This window comes from Legionella gratiana (assembly GCF_001467695.1).
Lineage (GTDB): Bacteria > Pseudomonadota > Gammaproteobacteria > Legionellales > Legionellaceae > Legionella > Legionella gratiana.
This window is the reverse complement of the sequence record NZ_LNYE01000026.1, coordinates 16,698-36,503: the sequence shown is the minus strand read 5'-3', so window position 1 is coordinate 36,503 and position 19,806 is coordinate 16,698. Positions and strand designations below refer to the sequence as shown.

Here is a 19,806-nt window from a genome sequence, read left to right as displayed (position 1 = left end):
TTCGCTGCAACGTGCCACCGTTACGTCCGTGCTCACTAATCCAGAGCACGTGAAGAAGCGTTATGAAACACTTATGACCAGCATCACCTCACGAATCACGGCTCTGGACAAAGCAAAACTCGATGATACAACCCGCATTAAGAAGGAACTATCTCATTGTAACGTTCTATATGAAGAAGTAAAATTGTTGCGCAATGAAAAAGCGCGGCTGCAATCTGAGACCGAAACAGTTGATTTTACTGATGTCGAAAAATTAGAAGAACAGCTACGAACCGTTCATAATAAATTATATGATGCCTATGTAGTCAAAGTAACAGAAAGAATTAGCGTACTTGAACAAGAAAAACCTAAAAATCTGACTGCTGTGAAAAAAATGATTTCTAGTTTTAATGAGCTACTCGCTGAAGTGGAATCTTTACGTCAAGAAAAAATAAAAAAACTCGAAGCAGCAACAGACCCGCTTAATCTGTCCGATGTCGATGGATTAAACGATCGATTACAACAAGTAAATCAATATTTAGTTAAGGTGTTAATAAGCAATATAAGGGTCTCCTTCAATCAAATGGAAGTAAAAACGTTTGCGGAGCAGACCAAAGAAGTCCAACAAAATTTACAGATCCTCGATAAACTCGCAACAACGCTGGATGATTCTGAGACAGCAAAAAGGCAAAAAGCGAATATCCTGAAATTAAACGAATTTTTTGTTGAGAAACAAAAAGTCTATCCGGCAATGGTACACTTGCAATTCAAGAGTGAAGCCCTAATTATACAATTACGTGAGTTATGTGATGTTCATCAGAGCTATTTGGCAGAATCCAGAAAAGAAAAAACGGAAACAATCACTAAAAATCGTTGGATGCTTCAAGGACTTACTGATTTAGTAGGCCTAACCACTGATGAACGACCTAGCTTGACTAAAGAAGGGAATTTATTAGATAAATTTTTAGATCAATTTAAGAAAGATCTAAATAATGATAAATGTGACATCAAAGAACTTATGAATAAATTAACGAAGAAAAGTCCTGATAAATTAAAAAAAGCAACTGGAATCTCTACGGAATATGCTGAGAAATTGCATACTCTCTTAAAACAACTAAGCCATAGTACAACATCGGTCGATAAAATCGAACAACGTTCAAAATTATGCGATGACATTTTAAGTGAGTTCGGTAAGCAGATATCAATGCAACAAGTCGTTAAAGAACAAATTCCACAAGATATTCTTGATTTTGATTATTTTTAACTCCTGAATTTCTCTCACGAAAGTCTTTTCCCGATATTCTGCGGTCAACCCGCAGAAATTCGTGAAGAGCTTTTCTTTTAATTTCAATGTACTGATTAAATGTGAATGAGACATCCTCTATCTTTAAACCAAGCCTTCACTTCCTCAAAACGAACAAAATAAATTCTGTATGTTTATTTATAAGTTAACTTTGCCTTAACTATTTCGGACTTATAATAATAAAACAACATGGTTATTTTAAAATCATAATGAAAATTATTTAAAATATTATTCGAGGAAAATAAAATGCCTGAATATGTACAAGGGTTAGAATTAACTCAAGATGGTATGCGTGCCATTTTCGAACGTATGGGACAAGATATTACCAGTGGTATCATTTATAATGGAAATCCTGACATACGTGTAGATGTACTGAATCAGCAAGGATTTATGCCCATATTGACCGGTGTTAGTCCAACACAAGAATCCGGCCATTGGATCATGTTAATTAAAGGTCAAGGTAATCAATACTACCTTTTTGACCCCCTGGGTGAAGGTTCAGGGAAAGGTTATCAAAAAATTCTCGCTAAAAAACTACTTGAAGGTGCTACATTATCTGTGATTCCCAATGGTCCTGGATTCAATATGGGCTTATGCGGTTATTGGGTTGCTTCTGCAGGGGTAAGAGCCCATACGGCATTAACCGGTGATAATCCCCCAACTTTAGAAAATCTAGGTCTAACCATCACTCAGGACATGCAAAATGAACTCGCTGGAAATGGGTATGGTGAAATCACCGGTTGGCTACGGGCTGTTGCTCATGAATTCCCGGTAGATGGCGGTGAACAAACCGAGGCAACCGCGTTAAGGCGCGCTACAGAAAAGGATTTACACATTGAAATCTCCGCTCCTATTTTAACCGGGGAAAAGACCACTTTTAAAGAAATTCTTACCCATCCTACTACTGCATCACTAACGGCTCCTACGTCTTCGCTAGACAGCACTTTATTGGAAAATGATGACGATGTCCGCGGTGTTATAGATTATGTCCATCAAGAATATTTAAAACATCCTTATCCTGGTCCATTAAAAGATCCAAAAGATCCAAAAGGTAAACGACTCCCTCCAAATGAAGGTCCTGATCGAACAAATCATGGCCTTGCGCATACGGTACGCACTATGGCTTGTGCTGAAGTGATGGTCGAAGAAGCACGTAAAGCAAAATTTAGAGGAGAAATACTAGGAGCAGCAGAAGATGGCCGGACATTAGCCGATGTTACCCCGGAAGAACTGAAAAAAATTCTGATTGCACAAGCCTTCTTTGTAGTAGGAAGAGATGATGAACGCTCTGAGTTTAATGAAGATCGTACCAGAAATTTCTATGCGGAATATCATGAAAAAAGTGAAGCAGCCTTCAGGAAATACGTTGAAGATAATCAACTAATCGGCAAAATATTCAAAGATCCCAAAGAAGTAGACGATTATGCTGCGATTATTCGCGACAATCCCCAGAATTGGGATGGAACCCCAGCACATTTCTTGATCCATCAAAGCCATCTGGTGGACTTAATGAGAGTGAAAGCACCTCAAGAAGTAGTAGTGGAAGATGTCTATAATACACTTAAAAACGTTGTAGGTTCATTAGGTGCTGAGGTCGTTCTCAAAACGCATCGAGAGTTTTTTTTAGCCACCGGTGCTGTGGTTCCCCAATTTAACCCTGAGGCCATAAATGATCCAACCCGAGGAGGACCTTATGAAAATCCCATGAATGGTAACAAATACGTTATGGAAGAAGGTCAAGTTCCAAATTTTAAGAAAGACATGCGAAGTGTAGATAGTGAGTATCAACTAAAAGATAAGGAACGGTTCATAACCATTAAAGAATACTATGCCATTCCTGAGGTACAACAATCCTTTCCTGGTTATAAAACATACCTAGAACCATCATCCTATATGATTCCAACTGGTGTTGCAAGAAGATGTGAGCAACAACCTGCTCTTTGTCTAGGTGTCATCCAAGAAGCCCGTACAGCAGTCAAAATGAAAGCGATTAAAGATCCCTTTCAATCGTCTTTAGATAAGATACGAAGACAAGCTAATGTAGATGAAGTTGCTGCTGCACATATCATCCATCAAATTATAGCTAATCCTGATGTGATTCAGAACGATCATGTTCTTTTAAATGGTCAACGTCTCGAAGAGCAATTCTTCCGTGATTTATTGGCCAAATGCGATATGGCGATTGTAGGCTCCCTATTAAATGACAACGATATGAATAATATTGATCGTTTAATGCAACATGAACGAAATACGCTCTTCCACTCAACCGATCCCAAAGCACCTCTAGTGAAACTTGGAGAAACCTGGGAAAAAACAATCAGGCATAAGAGTAGTGATCGGAACCAGATCAAGTACGATTTAGTTTACCTCATGCAAAATGATGCCTGGTATTACAGCCGTGTCAATGCAATTGCTCAAAATAGGGATAAAGGCTCAACATTTAAAGAAGTACTGATTACTGCATTAATGACCCCATTAACCAGTAAAGCATTAGTAGATACACACGGTAAAGCTAATTCACCAAAACTATTGTATCGAGGATTAGGTTTTCCAGAAGACTTTAAAAATAAGCTCATGATTCAAGCAAATACCATCATTGCAAATACGACAACCGATTTTTTTACGAATCATTCTCCAGAAACCTTTATGCAGATCAAGTTGAATAACTGCAGTAAAATTTCTTCTAAAACGAACGCAAGTAATTCTACAAATATTGAAGTTCCAAGAATGTTTGGCGCTAACACAATTTTTGAAATACACGATCCGGATGGCCTGCTTCAAGCAAAACAAGTGGGAAGACATCAAGCAGGAACTGAAGATGAGTTTTCATTTTATTTACCTGAAGATGTAGCATTAATTCCCATTAAAGTCACCGCTGATGGCCAAGCGAGTGTGATGGTAGATGATGAGGTTGTAAACCAAGATCGACATATCATTACCTTTGTCGCCATAAAAAGCCCCGATTTTTTTCCGCGCCCTGAAAGCGGATTTGTTGTTGAGCCTCTGTTAAGGATGCATACTATACAGTTAACGGAAATCAAAAATACGGTTGAGCGAATAAGCAGAGAACCTGACTTACAAAGTATTTTTACTTTCCAAGAGCAGGTAGGAATCGTGCCATATTCTGATTTATCTAACGCATATAAAGATTTTATGCAAAAAAATATTGCGCCTGCATTAGAACAATGCCTCAATGCTTTCTTAAATGGTAATGATGACGATCTGAGTAATGCCTTAAAAATCATTCCTGAGGACAAACAATGGGCTAACTTTAACTTTGGAGAGGCAAGACAAGCAAAAACCCAGATGGATGCCATTAAAAAATCGATACTTGAAAAACAAACACTCTTAGCTTTAACACAATGCGGGAATGCTTTAGCAAAACAAAATATCGTTGGTGCATTGCAGGCACTCAACAGCATTCCTTCAGATAATGAAATGAGTAGAGTTACTTCGATAAGCAATAACTTACGTGGACAGATCCAAAACGTAAAGCAGACATTGACTGAAAATTTAGGACAGCTTCAGCGTGCAGTAACTACACCAATAATCACCAATCCTGAAAAAGTGAGAGCGCGTTATGCAACACTGATAAACAATGTAACTCAAAAAATTACTGCTATTGAACAGGCCAAACTTTCTGATGCAAGTAGTATTAAAAAGGTAATCTCTAGCCTGAATAATCTTCAAGAAGAAATAAAATTACTACGTAATGAAAAAGAACGGCTGCATGTGGGTACAGACAAAATTGATTTTGCCGATATCGAAAAATTAGAGGAGCAATCAAGAGAGTTACACAATGAATTATATAATGCTTACGTAGCCGAAGTTACGAAGCAAATTGTAACGATTGAAACCGAACGAACTCAGAAAATTCCTGATGTATCAAAGATGATTCTAAGTTTTTATGATCAACTCGCTGAAGTAGAACAGTTGCATCAAGAAAAAATCAAAAAACAGGATACATCCAAGGACTCGCTAGATATATCAGATATTGAAGGATTAAAAGGTCGATTACAGACGCTCAATCAATATTTAGTTGGAGTCATGTTAACCAAAACTCGAGTTTTAATCAATCAAATGGAGGTCACAACCTTTCAGAAGCAGGAAAATGAAGCAAAACATAATCTGAAACAACTAGATAAGCTTGCAACAACATTGGATAATTCTGTAGCAGCACAAAAACTAAAAGATCAGATTGCACTAGTGAAACAAAGATTGATTGAGAAACAGAATGTCTATCCTGCAATGGTCCAATTACAATTTAAGAGTGAAGCGTTAATTATACATTTACGCGAACTATGTGGGATTCATGTTGATAAACTCGCCCAAAAAGGAGGGGAATTAGATCAATTTAACAAAGAATTAAATAATGATACGTATAATGTACAACAGCTTATCAGGGAATTAGTTAAGAAAAGTCAATCTGAATTAGAAGAACTAATCGGAATATCTAAAGTGGATGCAGAAAAATTACATTCCGTGTTAACTGATTTATCAAAGAAAAACACTACCATCGAACTAATCGAGCTCTGTTTACAAAAAGTTGATGAAATTTTACTTGATCTCAGTAAGAAGGCTATGGAAGTAGAAATCACTAAAGTTACTCCGACAGATGATCGAAGAAGTATCTATAGATATTGATAAGCTGTTAAAAATCCGACCAATACAAGGGGTGAAAATTTGTTCATTTAATTCACCCCGGTCTTGACATCAGTTGTAGTAGTTCAAATTACATTACTCACATCATTAATAGAACTATTTTCCTTTGACACTAATTTTTTATGGTCTAAATAACTTCGCCAAAAACTTTGTATGGTCTTTGCAGCAAAATGCTTTTCGACTTTTTTAAAGCGCATATCAATATCGGTAATCATTTCTGATGAAGAATGATATTTAAGCTTAATTTCTTCATAGTATGAGAGGGCAAGTCTCTTTTGAAAATGGCAACCAGGTCTAGCCATATCCAATAGTTTCGCGACAGCCTGGTAGCACTCTTCTGCACCATAATTATGCACCATTAATTTCTCAGTTTGCTCTATTTGCTTGAAAAATTCTTTATCAAGCTGCATCGTCCCTTCAATAAGAGTAACAGTAGCATACAGGAGTTTTTCTAATTCTCTTAAAGGAAGCTCTTGATTGTACCCCCCTAAATCCTGATTAACCCCATCAACCGATAGACCTATACCAGGAGTTAACTCACTATTTACTTCATAACCTGCTTCACCAGGGTAAAGTACATACTGTTGCATTCTCATCTCTGATTCATCCAGGCTTGCATAATCAGGAGTCATCCAAAATTGTGTTTGCAACAAATGATTGCTCATCTTTGCACGCTGATTTAATAATGCAAGGGCTCTGGAATGAGGGATCCCTGTCATTAAAGTAACTGCTTCAGCGCAGCTATCAAACATTAATTCCGTCAATTGCTGCCATATATGTTGTTTCATAGACGGATCTATTTTTCGAGTCACCTTATCTCCATAAGAGCCTAGTATTAATTGTATTACTAATAAATACTCCGCAATTGTGTTAAGGTATAAATAGTTACCAAATAGTTTTCGTTTCCCAGTATAAAGTGAGCTTGCAGTATCATTCGACGAATCAAAAAAGGTCTGATGATATCCACCAGTCAACAATTCTGAGAAGTATTTCTTTGTAAATTCTGAGCTAGTGAATAAGTTCGTTATTGGAAGACTATCCCCAAGATCAGCGAGTCCACTAGCGCGTAGATTGACAAATTCCACTGCTTTTTGCCATTTATCAAGTCGTCCTAATTGCGATTGAAAAACACTTAGGAGTTGAACCAATGCTTGGTATCTTCCCTTATCCACTCGCTCTTCCTCGGAAGAATGAGTATGAAATATATCTGCTAACTGAGAAAATACTATTCCTTCTCTGAGAAGTACAAAAAGATCATGAACATTTTTTTTAACTGATGCAGTAAAATCCCTAAAGCTCTGATGTTCATCATGTAAATACGTAAAATAAGAAACCGGTGCTTTATAAACATAAACTTCGAGATCTGTTGTATCACTGATGAGTTGCAAAAACTGTTTATTGCTACATTGTTCCAGAATCTCTGATCTCTTAACCGAATATTGTCCGAGTGGTTTTGGTAGTTGGCTTTGTAAATCTAAACGGTTTTGGTGTTTCCGCAAATAATCCGCCATTTGGAATTCTTCGGTGAGACTTGATTTAGGCTCACCTTTTTTTTGCACTTTTACAGCAATCAGCTCTCCCGATTCATCAGTAAAAAGCAACGTTCTACCTTGTATGCGCAATAAATTACTCTGATTCATCATATAACGAAAATCAGTGTCAACAATCCCTTTACCTTCTTGGTAGTAATGTTCTGGTCTAAACGTTACTTGTTTCGGTTGAGTCCGCAGTAATAAATTATCAGTTATGGTTGCATGATAATAATGTGTTTTTTTGCTGATATTATACATGGGATTTAAACTTGAATCCTCTTCATAACTATGAGTAAGCCACGACATATAAATCGGATTAGGGAAGAAAAAAGCGGGTGAATCTTTGAATTGTTGGATAAATGCATTTTGATTGCGCGTTAATGTTCCCTTATTACTGTCAATAATAAATGAAACCATGAAATTAGAATTTGTTGATTGATTTTTTAACCATTGAACAATAGGAAATTCACTCTCTCTAGTATATTCATTAATCCTAGACCATATACTTGGTTCTTTACTCTTAAGATAGCTAGCAAAAAGCTGTTCTAAAACAACTAAATGACTTTTCTCGGTTTGACTTTGTGCAACAGCAGCTAAGGATTTCAATAAAAGATAGTGTCCAGCAAGAGCTTGCGGAGAAATTTCTTTTAATTTGTTTGCCCTGATGCATTTATCCACAGAGAGAACGTAAATTTGGATCAATTCACTCCTAGTGGTTTCAAATGGAATTTCATTTAATCGAATTGGCCGCCCACTTACCATCTTAAATGCTGGCAATAAAGACTTATCATGGGTATCTGTTTCTCCTATCTTCGCAAAACGATAGTGTCCTACCGGTTTATCTAATGATTTTAAGAGGCTAATTTTCTGTAACTTCGTCTTTATGGATTTCTTCCCTTCTCTGAGATGCTCTTGTTCTTCAGTTGTTCCAGTTTCTTCTATCACACGCTCTTGTTTCATAATCTTTTCGGTTTTTTCTAGTTGGTGTTTTACAGAAACAGAGGGAGCAAGGTGTTTCTGCTGTTCAGAAACATCTACTGTAAACTCAACTCCTCTATTTAATGAGACACTCCCCACTTTCTCAAGAGCAGTAACTTGAAAATAATCAACGAACCATTTTTTTAAATACTCAAACATGACACATCCTTAATGATTTAGAGAGATATAAGCAGTCCTCCTTTAAAAATGCTTAAATGGTATAGTTAGAATCAACTTGCTTCTCAATATCTGTTTTCACTGTTGGACTAGTCCATAATAATTGCTGCAAAAATTTTGTTAAACAACACCCACTTCCTGTCTTTTCTCTTGGTTCCGTAATTTCTTGTTCTTGTGGAACTGAAGTTTTTTGTTGCGGCGGAAAATTAATGACAATTGGGTTTTCTTCTTCTTTTTCATCTTCTTTATCAATAATATCTTTGATATCAAAATCCTCTAAAGCACGCTCATCCTCCATCCCTATAGCTTTCTGATGATACCAATCCGGAGTATTTACAGTTTTTAACGCTTCATAACACCCTTCTACTGAAAATCCAGCCTGCCCCGTTTTCTTAGCATCAGCTTCTTTGCCATCTACTTGCAGAAAACCTATAAGTTCTTGTGCTTTTTCAACTCGATCACACTCAATGCCCAAATGAGGCCATTCTGTTGAATCAATATAAGGAACGCCTTCACCTGTAGCAGCAAAAAGTCCTCGGGCAAAATGAAGAATATCTAAACCATCATTGCGTCCAAACAAGTGAATCAATGTAGGCACAATTCCCATACTACCTCGCGAATGACCTATAAATACCTCAACAGGGCTTTTACAGCGCATTAAATCAATCATATGAGAGAGATGAATAAGGTAACCTTCAGCTGTGGAATCAAAATAATCACCCTCCCGATCTTCAATGCAACGCGCGTAAAGTTCGATTTCTTTCTCTGAAAATAAATGGGTTAAATGATGACGAGCGTATGATGCGAAATGCTTCGCACCGTAACGATGATAGCGATGATAAGCATCTCCATATGAAGCTTCGCTTGCACGACCAGCTACAAAAAACAATTGAGCAATATTCAACTTCTTGAGATCCAATGGAGTTAAATCCGCAATAGTTCGCCCATCGCGACACATATGAGGATGAAGTTGTCTTTGTGTCGATTCATACATTAATTGGCTGTACATCAGTGTACGCATTGTATGAGCAAGACCATGAATAGGCCGGTGAAGTGTTTTACCCTCTACTTGAATAGAACGCTGCAAATTATGTCCATCACCAAGTGCATTGGTTGCTGTAGGATTCTTATAATTAAACTCCCATTCTGGCCCTACCTCGGTGTAAGGTTGCGACAACAGATTTTCATAAACATATTCAGCTACTTTAAGCACTTCCGGATCGAGGGTTATGGGCATTTAGGTATCCTTATATTTAAGCATAATCTTTAATATTACAATAAGCGCAATTATTATTCAATATGAAAATATTTATTATTTTTTGAAAAAAAAGTCATATTGATGTACTCATTTCAACTTCATATAGATAGCATTTATTTTTACTGAAAGCCATCTTTTTTTAATCAATGAAAACTTTTTTTAATCATTAAGTACTTCTTAATATCAGCTTAATATATAGAAGTTATACTAATGGGGAAAATAGTTGATTGTGAGTTGCTGACATGCCTAAACACTTAAAATTTAAAGAACCAGAAGCTTGTAACTATGTATATATAGATAGTGAAAACAGAGTGCATTTAATGATGCCTATTGTAGCAGGAGAGGGAGTTGGTACTGATAATACATGTGAAACGGGTCTTGAATTAAGAAGTTTTTTTCATGGTTTTTCTGAAGAAAAAAGAAAGTCGGCTATAGAAGAGCTTGAACTTTATAAAAAGCAACTTGAAGAAGACATTTTGGCTATCAATACGCAAAAAGAACTATCACCACTTGCCTATAAAGATCTTCTGAATGAGAAAAAACATCGACTGGTTCAAATCGAAGAGTACATCAAATTAGTTGAACTAATCAAACAAAAATATGACACAGATGGAACAATAGCAGGGCTTGATCGAAAATTTGCTCCAGAACTTCCTCCCGGTGTGTGTAAGGTAATTGAAAACTCTAAAAATGCTTTTGCTGTTCGTTTATCACCGGATGATCCAGACTCATACACACGTTTTGATAAACCCTTATTTAGTTTAAAAAGAAATCAATCTAGGTATGAGCGACATTTAGGAGGATTTAAACGAGTTACCGAAGGATTTGTGCATCAATTCCGAACTAAGAGTTTAGAAAAAATCAAATCTGAAAATAAGTTGGTCAAAACAAAAACTCCTCAGGAACAACTTATAGAAAAAGTTCTGACTCAAATAAAAGATGCTGAACACTTTAAGGTATTAGGCAATAAAGAAAATTTTAATAAACTCAAAAAACTTGTAGAACAGGAGTTAACCGAACTCAACATAGATATCACTTTGAACGCTAAGAAAGGTATTAATGGCGAAGCAGCAAATATCAATTTAGAGTTTGTCAGTATGGTTTTAATGCCTGACGAAAATACAGAATTAAAAGAATGGGTTGAGTCACTTATTGATAACATCACGGAACCACAACAATGGAGTAATTTACCAACCAAAACCAACATTTTCTACGAGAAACCTGATCCAGATTATGCTCAGATTAAAAGGGATGGCAAAGAAAAAGGTGAAGGCCAAGCCGAAGCGGAAAAAGAGAAATTCGTAAGTTACATGAGTATTAAAACTCAATTTTTGTTAGGTCAAATTAATATTTATTGTAAATCACACGGATTATCTGATCAGAATTTTGGTACTTTTTTCGACACCGAGACTCATGCTTCAAAAATTTCAGAATTAATAATAGATGCTCTTGGTAAAAGTGATGCGATAGAACCTATTATATTCAACTATATCAATGAAAATAAAGATGCGCTTGGTTTAAGTGCACCTTTAACAGAGGTAGAGCAAGAAGCAATAATCAAGAAATTCAATCTCGATTATAATGAAATTAAAACTATGCCACATTTCGACGAGTTCTTCGTATTGGATCAAAGCAAGACAGACAATATGTATTTACATTTAAGAAGAATAAGTTGTCATTTTTTAGATTTCTTTACTCAACAAACGGACAATGCACATCCCTTGCCTCGAGAGTTTGAAAATTATTCAGAGCATCTTCGGCTAAAATCTTCTTCCGCTAAGTTAATTCAAACAAATGATATTGTTGTTAATGGACATAATAATATTGAACGATTCAAATTGAAGGTATTGCAATTACTCGATAAAAAACCCGAAGCATTAGCAGACTACTTAATAGCGAAATCCTCTTCTGGTACTCCTAACTACTCAATGCTTTCATTAGATACACAAAATCCAATCGCGTTCAGTAGACATTGGCCCATGATTGAAAATCAGATAAAAACCTCAGAAAATATTTCTCAACCTGAAAAAAATTACCTTATCCGATTACTGGATCCAAAGAATGTCACCAAAGAAAATAATATTGTTATTACATGGGAAAAACATTCGAAAAAATCACTTCTCGATATAGAGTTAGGGAAAATTGCACAGGGAATGGAGGATACGGTAACAAAATACAACAGCAGAAAGGATGAAAGCCGAGGTTATAGATTCCTTAAATGGTTTAAACAAAATACTTCGCGTAAACAACAATGTGAAGACTTACTGAAAATCTCTACTGAAATAAAAAAACTTCTTTCTAATAAAGAGATATCCAAAGAAGAAATACTGGAGAAAATTGTCAAATCGATAAATACATTAGATCGCATTGATAAAGCCATCTCTGGAGAAAGAAATTGGATGAAGAGTGGACTTCAAATGAAAATTCGTACATTTCGTACTGATTTAGAAAGATTATGTGATTCTAAGCTTAACTTTGAATCCGATAAAATACAGAATGAAATTTCCAAAGTACATAATACACAACTTGCCCAAATTAATAATGAAGAAATTAGAGAAATAGTTAAGGATTTGCCTGTCTATTGTCACACAGATTCAGCGATTAATTTTTTCAAAACATTGTCTCCACAAGAAGCGGTTAAAGTAGCAAGTTATATCAATCTTCATTATCTTGATTTTAATGGTACTTTAAACAAAGAAACGCTTTTATTTCGAGACATTCCTGATCTCTTTAAAGAAAAAAATCAGGCACTCCTTGAACAATTAAAAACAAATGAGTGTATTACCGAGGAGATTGCTGAAAAACTCAGTGACTTAGTAGATAAAATTCGTCCAGAACTATTTACCGAAAATAATATTCAGGTATGGTCGACTGATATTAAAGTACTTGAGGATTCGAAACACAGCGAACTACTTGTTACAGTTGCTGATGCCATCGCTCTAATTGCTGACGGTGAACGCTCCATTAAAGGAAAATTAACCGAGCTTGAAGCACTTTCTATTCAATTAGAACAGGTTAAAGATAGAAATACTTTACCTATAACAGTGCAAGATAAGCTTGCTCAATTTGAAAATGTGACTTTAAAAGAAGCGATTAGAACAGCTAAAGCAACAACGCTTAGAGATACAATAGAATATAATATACCTATAAGTAGCGATACTGTAACTTCTCAAGCAGAAAGGAATAACCCAACAGGTAGTCATCAAACAATACAGCATAACTAACTTCATGTGTGTCTGTAATCTGAGAACTCTATAAAATATCTCAGATTGCAGACTTATATTATTTCAACTACTAGGCATTCGACGACTTCATAAAATGATCATAAATAGCGCGGCTCGCCAATGCTATTGCCCGACTTCTTGGATAATCACTGGCCGATTGAGATTTAACATAGACCGCAAGCGCGATATGCCCTTTATTGTTAGGTAATGTAATAATTCCAACATCACTCACAAAGCGATAAAGATTTTTAGAGCCTGGATATCTTAAATAGTCTTGTTCGTAGATAGACCAAGTCCCTGTTTTATGTGCTACTTTTACATGAGCAGGTAGTAATCCTTTAATTCGACTTCTTCCTGTTCGACATTTCTCCATAATATCGATGAGTAGCTTAGTATTTGATTCTGAAAGCGCTTGTTTTTTGTATAATTTTACAAGCAATTTGGCCATATCATCAGACGTAGTCGTATCACGCGTATCATTTTGAAAACGCTGCCAAGCCAATTTTTTTTCTTTCAGAGGAACACTATTAAATATTTTTTGCCATGAAAATACAGGTTGTGGTTTTTTTAAATAGGAATGATCAACATGATTGGTATCCAAAAACATTTCCAAAATAGAACGATTTACTGAAATATTTTTAAATCCTAATGCATTCATGCGACTTGCAACATATTTTGGTCCATTTGCGACTTTCAATATAGTATCACTTGCACTGTTATCGCTGTTTCTCATCATATGAATGAGCACTTGTTTCAATGACATATTAAGTTTTTTCTTTTCAAACAAATGATGCAAACTTCCAGAACCTGGTACCGAATTTTTTGTGTCCATTTTAATAATACGATTCAAGGAGTCTTTTTTTTCATCCACACGGTGCAAAAAAGCTAGTGCGATGGGTAACTTAACGGTACTAGCCATAAAAAAACGCTGATTACTATTGTGAGAAATTATTTTATTTTTCTCGATATGAATAGCAGTAATTCCCATTACAGTATGGGAATTTTTTTCAATAACATTGATTCTTTTTGAAAGCTCAACATCACTATTATGAGCAGCGAAACAATTCAGTGAATAAGTTAGACCTAAGAAAATCCACTGTAAGCTACTTTTTATCTTAGAAGCATTTACATATTGCGTTAATAATTTTATGTTCATAAAGTATTAATCCATTATTCATTATTATTTTCTAAATATCATCTGAAATAACTAGTTTCCATATAGTTTAATAATTCATCCTTATCTACTGGTTCTTGGGTTAAACCCACATATTTATCTGGGCGTATCAATACAGCAATAGTTTGATTGATTGAAAAATGTTGATGCATTTTTTGATTTTCATCAAGGAACACTGAGATAGTACCAGAAGAAGGTATTGTTTCTGATTGTAAAAGCACAATATGTGCTTTGAGCAGTCCACCAAATCGCTGCTCGATGTCTGTAGCTATTTCAGCGAGAAGAGAAAGTTGATTTCCAGTAGTTCCAGTAAACAAAAATAAATGATGCATTGTTCCTTGCGTTATTTGATGTAATCCTTTTTTTTCTTCAGTTTTAGCATCAATTAAAAAGAAATCATTAAGAAATTCACCTATCTTGAAATTTGTTTTTCTGCCTAAAATTTTTACTATAGGGCTCTTGGAATAACTTACTGATAATTCAGCAATATCATAGAGTATTGAATCTTTAATAAAGTCAAAAGAAACAGCAACTTGCATCATGAAATTACGTAAATAAATAAGCACTGGATTTTTCATCATGATCATATAGGTCATTAACCCAGTCTTTTTTAATACACTAGCAGCAATAGGATGGCGTTCACTATGATAGCTATCCAGTAAATAATCTTTGGCAAATCCTTTGTGTACTAGAGCCAATTTCCAAGATAAGTTGTAAATATCTTGCAACCCTGTATTTAGTCCTTGCCCCCCCATAGGACTATGGACATGAGCAGCATCACCAGCAAAAAATATTCGTCCATAACGATATTTTTGGATTTGTTTGTGATCAATTCCAAATGAGCTAATCCACAGTGGATCGGATAAGGTAGCATTATCTGAACATCGTAATTTAAAGGCCTGGTTTATATCTTCCATTGAAGGCTCTTCATGCATTATTCGTTTAGGAGCGGTCATTACTATACGATAGCGTTTTTCCCCCATTGGGAAACAGGCAAGCGGCCCCTTATCACTTACATAAAGGATCAATTTATTTTCGGGTAATTCCCAATCAATCAGTAAATCAGCTAACCACCAAGTTTGTTTAATAGAAGAGCCAATAAATTCAGCATTAACAAGCTTTCTTAAAGTACTGTGGGAACCATCGCAAGCGATAACCCAACTTGTCTCAATGGTTTCGCTTTGTCCATTTGCGAGTTTTAAAGTGGACACAATATGGTTGGGCGTTTCTTCAATTGCAGTAAGTTCAGTTTGCCACTCAACATTAAGCCCTCTATCAATTAATCCTTTATAGAAAACACGTTCTGTTTTATCTTGAGGAAGATCGATAAGAAAATGGTGATCCGCTTCAAGATTAGCAAAAGTTGCATGAATTAATTCTTTCCCTTTAGATTTAAATAAAACGCCATCAACCTTGAGTCCTTTATCGATAATTTCATTAAGAAAGCCACAATCATTAAGAAGATCAAGGGTTCGAATATGAATAGCCAAAGCCTTGGATTTATCACTAAGTTGTGCTTTTTTATCAATTATCCGACAACTTAAACCTTGGCGAGTTAATTCGTTGGCACAAAATAAACCAACTGGACCAGCCCCCACTATAAGTACATCCAATAACTTATCAGACATATTCACTCCATGCTTCATTACGGTTTTAGGGTCCAACCACTGGTCTCAATATTTAATAATCGCTATTATTTTTCATAACATCTAAAAAATATTTTTATTATAGCTAAATTTAGTTGATTAAGAGTAGTTCTTCGTCATCGCGTATGCTCACTTTTATATTCTTTTTTATTGTCATCAACTAATTTCATTACTCTTTGAAGAAAAAACGGACCAGGATCCTCTTTATCAGTTTGATAGTTAGGATCGCGCTCAAGCCACAAAGAAGTATTTTTAAAATTTAAATAATCATTATGGCCAATAACATATTTAATTTGTGGATATTTTCTTTTTAAATAACACACTAAAAATGCATTTGCTTTGACCTGAGCTTCAGTTAAGTCATCTTTACCATTGATACCACCAACGTTTTCAATGCCAATTGCATAATGGTTTAAACCTATGACATGCCTTGCCATCCATGTTTCGGGCATGAGTTGATAAATACGTCCATCACGGTCGACTAAAAAATGACTGGACACATTTAAATTCCCAGGCAGCTCTTTAATACGGGGTGAATTTTGCGGAAAAGTAGGTGAATTAAAAACACGAAAAGTTGCTTTAAAAGTAGGTATACAGGTCCAATGCAGTACAATCATTCTTGGTTCAATTTCAATTGACTTTGAATCAATTCCATAATGGGTTAATTGATATTGGCGAGTTAAAGCAATTCGTTCCTCATTAAATTGAATCGGTGCCTTATGAATTTTCTGTGGCGTATAGCAAGAAAATGCATGTCCCTGAGTGCTTATAAAGAATAGACAGAATAAAAATAATTTCATTTTATTTTTTTAATACCATAAAATAGGCAGTTACATAATTGGGTAAATGGCGTGTTGCACGATAGAAAGCTTCATTACCTGCATAAGTTCCTGCTAAAAAATCTACCTGATACAGATTGTTTGCGAATGCACCCCCAGTATCTGCGAAAATACCTGCCCGTGTCACTATTTTTCCGTTCTGATTAGGATATTGAACCATAAGTAGTTTACCAAGACCAAATTGTTCGAGATCAGCCGCAAAAGTCACTTCCGTATCTACCGTAATTTTATGGTCAGCATCTTTTCCATAGCCTTTGATGCCATCTACTGGTTTAAAATACCAATAGCGCTCTTGTTGGTATGGATTTTGAGTTTTGTTGTATGGAATATTATTACAACGATGAACATTAAAGATTTTTACCTGATGCTGAGGATAACTAAAGTCTGCAACTACAGTGCCTTGCATTAAAGCGGCTTCTAAATCATCTCGATTCAAGTATGCAAGGACTGGGATTTTTTTATAAGTGAGCGCCCCTTTTAATATTGCTTGTTTTCCATATTGAAAACGAATCAGTTCAGGTTTTGCATCAGCTTCTTCTAGAGTCAACGACGCTTCATCTTGGGGTAAACCATAAAGTGCGAATGGATGAGCTGGGGTTGGTTTAGTTGATGCTTGAGCCCGATGAATGTAATACTTAGTCATTAAAATCTTATCTTTAGGTAAGTGAGCAACCAACGATTTACTCGACTTAAGTAATTTAGTTTGCTCCATATCCGGATACCAACGTACAAAATCGAAATGTTTTTTAATAAAAGCGGGATCATTCAGTTCATTTTGATGTTGGCAAATAAATATCAACGTTGCTTTAACTTGTGCAAGTGGCACTTGAAATACTTTTCCTGCATGAATAACACGAGGATCATAATTACTCCCCTTATTTAAATAAGCCAGGGTTTCTTTAGCTGTCGTACACAAAGCAGGACCATTAATTTCATAATGAGAAGCAGGCAATGGCTCAGTAGGAACAAAACGAGGAGCGGCGATCAACTGCATGCTGATAAACAAGCAACATAAGAAACTTTTTCTTTTCATATATTATGCACACTTTCGTAGAAAACGAAATGATACCATATCGTCCACTTAAATTAGTGTACGAATTAAAAAAGTGCTTATCAAAATATGTCTGGCCAATAAACATCTCATTGCCAAACATTCATGATCAATTTATTGTGGGGCCTATGTTATTTATTTTTAGCGGCTATGAAATCTATAGAATCCAATAAAAGCACTTTCCCTAATCATGCAATGATTGTATTTAATTATCATAGGAACTCTTGTCGTCGCATCACTGTAATTAATAATTATCCATGGTATCAATCTACAGGCAGAAATTCGGGCTATGAAGGAACGTGGTTCTTTTTTGGTGGCGTTTTGGAAAAAAAATCCGCTCATCATTCACGGGGCTGGCTCATTAAACCAAAATCATTAGCTGAAGAACGATATACTAAGACCCGTTTTTTTGGTTCACATGTTTCTCATTATGTACGGAAACATTCAATACATCAGTTTATTACTTTTTCACGTTTTGGAGATATTGAGAAAGCATGCATTTCCGCCTCTCTCGGCGGAGGATTTTGGCTATCTGGCAAAGGAAAACGATTGAAAAGCTATCTAAAAAAAAACTATCCTCAGTATTTCCTATCCCCAGAAATAATAAAAAATATTCGTCAATCGGCCATGAATACGAACTTACCCATTTATTCAGATCCCAAACAAGTCAATCTTTGGTTGAGAGAACAAGGTGTAGCTACGTTAGGGGTGTTACATAATGAATCACTACTCTTCCGTCCTAATCGCTAGGATTTTGATCTTGCCACTGACTAAAAAAATGTAACAAGTTATTAATTCCACGATCTTCCATTCTTTTTTTAAGGTAATACACATTAAAATTAATATTTATTATATCAATATTTAGAATTTTTAATTGTTTAGAAATCAATATACTCGGTAAAACACTCCAACCTAAATTATATTCTACTAGACTTTTAATCGCATCAAGCGTGCTAATCTCCAAACCTAAATTTAAATTTAATTGACTCTCATGAAAAACACTTTCTATTTTATCTCGGATTACACCACCTCTTTCAGTTAAAATAGCTGGATAATTTACAAGATCTGTAAGTGATAATGACTTATTGGTTTGAGATAATTCATGGCTTTGATTGGCTACAAAATAATATTTTTCTTGCCATAATTTAGTTGTAATAATTTTTGAAGAGAGTTCTCGTTCTGGGCAAATTACAAGATCTACTGTTCCCCGGTTCAAATATTCTTCGACATCGTACTCCCCCATTGCCCTTATATGAACTACGAGTGAGGAATCTACCGTTTTCAGATAACTTAGAAAATTCGGCAAGACATAATGAGAAACGAATACAGAAGCTCCGAGGACTAAATGATGTTGTAAAACTTGAGCCTTATCTTTAAACGACTTTAATGCACTGGTATATGTTGATAACATTTGCCGTGCATAAGGAATAAAATGGGTTGCGGCATCAGTCAATGTTATTTTTGAACCCTCAACAATAAATAAACGTACTCCCAACTCATTTTCAATTTTTTGAATTCGCTTACTCATTGCTGATTGAGTAATATGGACCATCTTAGCAGCAAGCGTAAACGACCGGTATTCAATAACTGCAAGAAATGATTTTATTTCAATAATATCCATATTTTTATACCATTTATTTTGAAGTATAGATTCAGTTACTGAATTTTCATAGAAAAAGTTTATTACTCCCAACAATTTTCAAGAAACAGCTAACTGATACGATTATTCCTTTTAGGAATACCCTATGCACAATTGGAATTAAAAATATCATAATGGACTAGTATTTATATACTATGATTTAACATATGAATGTACCACATGAGAGCACATCATACTAAAAAGAAGCTCTAATAAACCTAATCAATCTAGTGATTTAGTATCAAAAACTGATCCAAATATGAGGTATTCAAGGCAAGCTAATCATTGAGCAGTCAATTTATTAACCGTTTTTTGGAGGGGGTGTTGGTCATGCTTCGATTAAT

At 35.4% G+C, this 19,806-nt stretch carries 10 protein-coding genes and 1 pseudogene; 4 read left to right on the top strand and 7 right to left on the bottom strand.

All coding sequences use genetic code 11. The annotated features are described in order from the left end of the window. Both Lgra_RS18345 and Lgra_RS12730 read left to right on the top strand, forming a co-directional pair. Positions 1–1,243, top strand: a pseudogene (locus Lgra_RS18345) (septation initiation protein); the annotation flags it as partial. A gap of 285 nt (positions 1,244–1,528) precedes the next feature. Continuing rightward, positions 1,529–5,926 carry a SidE phosphodiesterase domain-containing protein gene (locus Lgra_RS12730; protein ID WP_058499658.1) on the top strand — a complete coding sequence of 1,466 codons (4,398 nt, stop codon included), beginning with the start codon at positions 1,529–1,531 and terminating at the stop codon, positions 5,924–5,926. An 83-nt stretch (positions 5,927–6,009) separates the two neighbouring features. Here the strand turns inward: Lgra_RS12730 and Lgra_RS12725 are convergent, their stop codons facing one another. Beyond that, on the bottom strand, positions 6,010–8,613 hold the full coding sequence (locus Lgra_RS12725; protein ID WP_058499657.1) for a SidJ family T4SS effector polyglutamylation protein: 2,604 nt from the start codon (positions 8,611–8,613) through the stop codon (positions 6,010–6,012). A gap of 52 nt (positions 8,614–8,665) precedes the next feature. After that, positions 8,666–9,868: a SidE phosphodiesterase domain-containing protein gene (locus tag Lgra_RS12720; protein ID WP_058499656.1), complete on the bottom strand. Its 1,203-nt coding sequence runs from the start codon at positions 9,866–9,868 to the stop codon at positions 8,666–8,668. 263 nt (positions 9,869–10,131) lie between these two features. On the opposite strand from Lgra_RS12720, the gene Lgra_RS12715 reads away from it, so the two are divergent. Continuing rightward, the gene (locus tag Lgra_RS12715) at positions 10,132–13,113 is read left to right on the top strand and encodes a hypothetical protein (RefSeq protein ID WP_058499655.1); all 2,982 of its coding nucleotides are present in this window, start codon (positions 10,132–10,134) and stop codon (positions 13,111–13,113) included. Positions 13,114–13,183: 70 nt separating this feature from the next. Here Lgra_RS12715 and Lgra_RS12710 read toward each other — a convergent pair whose 3' ends face one another. From Lgra_RS12710 to Lgra_RS12695, 4 genes are all read right to left on the bottom strand, one after another. After that, positions 13,184–14,269 carry a serine hydrolase gene (locus Lgra_RS12710; RefSeq protein ID WP_058499654.1) on the bottom strand — a complete coding sequence of 362 codons (1,086 nt, stop codon included), beginning with the start codon at positions 14,267–14,269 and terminating at the stop codon, positions 13,184–13,186. Between the two features lie 38 nt (positions 14,270–14,307). Then, positions 14,308–15,915, bottom strand: a complete 1,608-nt coding sequence (locus tag Lgra_RS12705) for an FAD-dependent monooxygenase (RefSeq protein ID WP_058499653.1) — start codon at positions 15,913–15,915, stop codon at positions 14,308–14,310. Positions 15,916–16,049: 134 nt separating this feature from the next. After that, positions 16,050–16,733, bottom strand: coding sequence for an N-acetylmuramoyl-L-alanine amidase (locus tag Lgra_RS12700; RefSeq protein WP_058499652.1), 684 nt, complete (start codon positions 16,731–16,733; stop codon positions 16,050–16,052). A 1-nt stretch (position 16,734) separates the two neighbouring features. Then, positions 16,735–17,805 carry a hypothetical protein gene (locus tag Lgra_RS12695; protein WP_058499651.1) on the bottom strand — a complete coding sequence of 357 codons (1,071 nt, stop codon included), beginning with the start codon at positions 17,803–17,805 and terminating at the stop codon, positions 16,735–16,737. A gap of 168 nt (positions 17,806–17,973) precedes the next feature. Here Lgra_RS12695 and Lgra_RS12690 point away from each other — a divergent pair, with 168 nt between their 5' ends. Further along, positions 17,974–18,573 (top strand): hypothetical protein, encoded by a 600-nt coding sequence (locus Lgra_RS12690; protein WP_058499650.1) that lies wholly within the window; start codon positions 17,974–17,976, stop codon positions 18,571–18,573. On the opposite strand, the gene Lgra_RS12685 is transcribed toward Lgra_RS12690, so the two are convergent. Then, positions 18,563–19,444 (bottom strand): LysR family transcriptional regulator, encoded by an 882-nt coding sequence (locus Lgra_RS12685; RefSeq protein WP_058499660.1) that lies wholly within the window; start codon positions 19,442–19,444, stop codon positions 18,563–18,565. The two genes, Lgra_RS12690 and Lgra_RS12685, sit on opposite strands and share 11 nt — an antisense overlap. Between the last annotated feature and the right edge of the window lie 362 nt (positions 19,445–19,806).

What these genes read in the sequence shown, in the direction of transcription:
- Lgra_RS12730 (WP_058499658.1), top strand. Translation starts at nt 1,529, where the DNA reads ATGCCTGAATATGTACAAGGGTTAGAATTAACTCAAGATGGTATGCGT.
- Lgra_RS12725 (WP_058499657.1), bottom strand. Translation starts at nt 8,613, where the DNA reads ATGTTTGAGTATTTAAAAAAATGGTTCGTTGATTATTTTCAAGTTACT.
- Lgra_RS12720 (WP_058499656.1), bottom strand. Translation starts at nt 9,868, where the DNA reads ATGCCCATAACCCTCGATCCGGAAGTGCTTAAAGTAGCTGAATATGTT.
- Lgra_RS12715 (WP_058499655.1), top strand. Translation starts at nt 10,132, where the DNA reads ATGCCTAAACACTTAAAATTTAAAGAACCAGAAGCTTGTAACTATGTA.
- Lgra_RS12710 (WP_058499654.1), bottom strand. Translation starts at nt 14,269, where the DNA reads ATGAACATAAAATTATTAACGCAATATGTAAATGCTTCTAAGATAAAA.
- Lgra_RS12705 (WP_058499653.1), bottom strand. Translation starts at nt 15,915, where the DNA reads ATGTCTGATAAGTTATTGGATGTACTTATAGTGGGGGCTGGTCCAGTT.
- Lgra_RS12700 (WP_058499652.1), bottom strand. Translation starts at nt 16,733, where the DNA reads ATGAAATTATTTTTATTCTGTCTATTCTTTATAAGCACTCAGGGACAT.
- Lgra_RS12695 (WP_058499651.1), bottom strand. Translation starts at nt 17,805, where the DNA reads ATGAAAAGAAAAAGTTTCTTATGTTGCTTGTTTATCAGCATGCAGTTG.
- Lgra_RS12690 (WP_058499650.1), top strand. Translation starts at nt 17,974, where the DNA reads ATGAAATCTATAGAATCCAATAAAAGCACTTTCCCTAATCATGCAATG.
- Lgra_RS12685 (WP_058499660.1), bottom strand. Translation starts at nt 19,444, where the DNA reads ATGGATATTATTGAAATAAAATCATTTCTTGCAGTTATTGAATACCGG.